Source organism: Labilibacter marinus, assembly GCF_001659685.2.
Taxonomy (GTDB): domain Bacteria; phylum Bacteroidota; class Bacteroidia; order Bacteroidales; family Marinilabiliaceae; genus Saccharicrinis; species Saccharicrinis marinus.
Genome location: NZ_LXYE02000047.1, coordinates 1 through 3,123, shown reverse-complemented (window position 1 = coordinate 3,123; position 3,123 = coordinate 1). Strand labels below are relative to the sequence as shown.

Annotated in this window: 2 protein-coding genes; both read right to left on the bottom strand. The window is 39.0% G+C overall.

The window, feature by feature from the left end:
- Positions 1–263 precede the first annotated feature (263 nt).
- Positions 264–1,436 (bottom strand): IS91 family transposase, encoded by a 1,173-nt coding sequence (locus tag A8L32_RS19385; protein WP_075591256.1) that lies wholly within the window; start codon positions 1,434–1,436, stop codon positions 264–266.
- On the bottom strand, positions 1,426–2,331 hold the full coding sequence (locus tag A8L32_RS19380; RefSeq protein WP_075591255.1) for a tyrosine-type recombinase/integrase: 906 nt from the start codon (positions 2,329–2,331) through the stop codon (positions 1,426–1,428). Before A8L32_RS19380 ends, A8L32_RS19385 begins: the two co-directional genes overlap by 11 nt.
- Between the last annotated feature and the right edge of the window lie 792 nt (positions 2,332–3,123).

Below are 3,123 nucleotides of genomic sequence, written 5' to 3'. Positions count from 1 at the left end.
CAATAAATAGAACTATGAGTGGTCGGCACGACCCAGCGATGAGTTCCGGTTGAACTCTATCCCGGATTATCTATGCACTTATCGAAGGTTATATGTGTTTTAGCATTAAATTTAAGAAGTATTCATTCATCCAATTATAGTATTAAGCCTATTGATCATTGATTTATTGTCATTTAGATTAAAAAAAAGACGTTAAAACTTACAAATTGGCGTGCACTATTGCATTCTCCATTTTCATGAAGTTACCTTGAGTTAATTTAAGATTATTGCATAAGCATGTAAAGTAATGATGGCATATGCTGTGTAGGCGATCTACTCCGAGGTATTGTTTTAATCACGCGCATTGTACCTTTTAAGCAATGTCTACATTTGTATGGGTCGTAGTTAGTTATTCGCTTTAATACCTCTTGTGCTGTTTCCTTTGTTTTAAGGATTTCTGGCTTTGATAAATCCACTTGATTTTGGGGCGCAAATTGCAATTTGAGATGTCGTTTGGTGGTGGCATTGTAAATACCGTAACGCCTTATTTTAACAAATCGTTTGGGTAGTACATGCAAACAAAAACGTTTTAAAAACTCGACACCTCTGAGCGTTATTGGCCTTTGTTTGGCCCTGTCTCTGTAATCTTTAGTAATAAATGTAACATGTGTATCTGTAATATTTAGTATACGCTGATTACTGATAGCTACACGGTGTGTATATTGTCCTAAATATTTGATTACATGATCGGCATCAGCCAAAGAAGCTTCACAAAATACCACCCATGATTTTTGATAAGCCTGTTGAATGGCTTGGTTAAACATATGTAGCGCACTGTTCTTCCGAAGTGTTCGCTTGAGTTTGTCTAAAAATTTACCCTTAAAGGTATCGCTGAGTTGATTGACAGGATACAGATACAATTGCTCAGTTCCAATGTTTTTCCATGTCCCGTTTATCGCGTACCCAGCCGCAGGCACAATGCAATGAATATGCGGATGCAAGCAAAGGTTTTGCCCCCAAGAGTGTAATACAGCAATGGCACCCGATTCCACCCCATAGTGTGTATACCCAAAACTGCGCAAGGTTTGCCATACAGCATCAAACAATATATTATAATACATACGTTTGTTCCATAGGCAAATAGAGTTTAAACAATGCGGAACTGTAAATATGATATGGTAATGTTTAATGGGCAAGGTAGATGCAATGAGTTTTTCTACCCATAGCGCCTGCTTTGCCGCTAAACATTTAGGACAGTGCCTATCTCCACAACTATTATAACTATAATCGACCACTCCACAACAATCACACACCTCTTGGTGTCCGCCCAAAGCAGCAGTTCTACACCTGGTAATATTAAACAGCGCTTTGGTTTGCTGTGGCGATAGTTTTTGCTGTTGTATGAGCTGTTTTCCAAAGCGTTTAATCACATCGGCTAGTTCAAATTTACTTACCATGTCTGTTGTATAAAGTATCCAACGGACTGTGCGCTTTAATATGCTCGCATTGTGCTACGTGCAGATAAATCATCGTAGTTACTATGTTGGAATGCCCCAATAGATCCTTCAGAGTGACTATATTGAGTCCTTCTTCCAGTAAGTGAGTGGCATAGGTATGTCTTAATGAGTGCAGGTTAACCTTTTTGGTGATAGATGTTTTCTTTAAGTTTTCGCGAAATACCCATGATAAACCTCGCATACTATACTGACTATGGGGTTGTTTACCATTAAATAGCCAGTTGTAAGGATGTTCAGCCTGTAGATATTTTTTTAAACCTATTGCCATGGTTGGCGAGAGCGGAACAATACGGTCTTTTTTGTATTTACTTTGACGTATATGAATGGTCATACGCTCAAAATCTATATCTGATATTTTTAGATTGATGACCTCTTGTCCTCGCAAACCAGCAGAATAAATAAGCGTGAGAACAATACGTTGCTTTAGTAATAGAGGAGCTGAGAATAGTTCCTTTAACTCCTTTCTATTAAGAATAACGGGCAGTTTAGTATCCCCTTTTAAAGAAGGCAAAGCAATGGCCTGTTTGTTCATACCCAAAATGCGGAAATAGTAACGAAGTCCGTACACCATGTGTTTAAAGCTGCTACGCGAAGGCGACTTAGGATCGCGGGCAGCAGCAGCTAGGTATTCATTAATTTCATCATCACTCACATGCTCTGGTAATTGATTAAAGTGCAGCACAAATAAGGCTATGCGCCTGATGTAATTATTGAGCGTACTTTGACTTTGACCGCGAAGGGTGACCTGTTGCTCTAGTTTAGCATGCACTGCTTTAAACTTAGGAACAGCTATAATGGCCTGCTCAACTAAGTTGGGAGAAATTCTCTTTTTCATAACTGTATGTTTCTTTGATACAGCTATAAGTTATCACCTTAATAAATGTGCTTATATTTGAAGAAAGCTAGCCCGTAGGGATTTAGTTCAACATGCAATATATGTAAGCCGGGGGATGTGAGTATATTTAACATTAGGGCTTTTACTCAAATTTGCAACGATTTGATAAGTTTGAGCTCCGAAATCCCGGCCTCCACATATCGCCACCGTTAACAGCCATGTCAAACCTTTCGGTGGATGCCTTTTTTTTTAAAGTAACTGCTGATTTAGTTTCTGACCCCGAACCTATGGCTTTCCTGCTAATTAGTTTGTTAGTCTTTTTAGGTTGCTGTAAGTTGGCCGTAACAAGAATGCACAGTTTAACTTGCAAAAAAAGCCGTCTTTTGTAAGTGAAATTAATTTACAAAAACGGATCCATCCTAATTTTGCAAGTTATTAAGTTGGGTAGTTGGTGCTCGGTTTTATATCTAGCAAAAGCAGTTGAGTACAAGTCGTTTTTAACGCCATCCCACCGCACCAGTTAAAACAAGTCGCTTGTTCTCTTTTATGAGCTTAGGTGCTGTTCGTGGTCAGCAGTAGAGCCGCCTTGGGATGTTTAAAAATATGGCTGGTATGTTCCTGTTTTGTTAGTTTTTACTAGGGTGGTTGCTAGCGGCAATAAAACACAGCTGTTAACAATAGCTATATCTCACCGCGTTGAAGTTCAATTTGGGGCAGCAATATTAATTATTATCTTTGGTTTGGCTTGCAAGCAAGGCTGTTTAAAGGCGGCGTTACATAGCCACGGCCGTT